1 pseudogene is annotated in these 431 nt (G+C 66.8%); it reads left to right on the top strand.

Going from position 1 to position 431, the window contains the following annotated elements:
- Positions 1-431: pseudogene (locus tag QR64_RS23060) on the top strand (MBL fold metallo-hydrolase); the annotation flags it as partial.

Below are 431 nucleotides of genomic sequence, written 5' to 3' on the forward strand. Positions count from 1 at the left end.
GGCCACACCTGGGAATCGATCTCGGTGCTGGTGCGCGAACACCCCGATGCCGTCCCGTCGGCGGTGCTCACCGGCGACTCGCTGTTCATCGGCGATGTCGGCCGCCCCGACCTGGTCAACCTCGGCGACGGCTCCACCAGCGATCTGGCGCGGGCGATGTATCACACCGTGCACGAGAAGCTGCTGACCTTGCCCGACCAGGTCGTGGTCATGCCTGCTCACGGTGCCGGTTCGTCGTGCGGCAAGAACCTGTCGACCGAGCTGACCTCGACCATCGGAGAGCAGCGCGTGACCAATCCGTCAGTGCAGCCGATGAGCGAGGACGATTTCGTCGCCCTGGTCACCGACGGGCAGCCGGCCGCCCCGTCGTACTTCTCGGTCGACGCCGCGATGAACAAGCGGATGCACCCGCTTCTGTTGCAGGACCGCAC

It is taken from the genome of Rhodococcus sp. Chr-9, assembly GCF_000801125.1.
In the GTDB taxonomy this organism is placed as follows: domain Bacteria; phylum Actinomycetota; class Actinomycetes; order Mycobacteriales; family Mycobacteriaceae; genus Rhodococcus; species Rhodococcus pyridinivorans.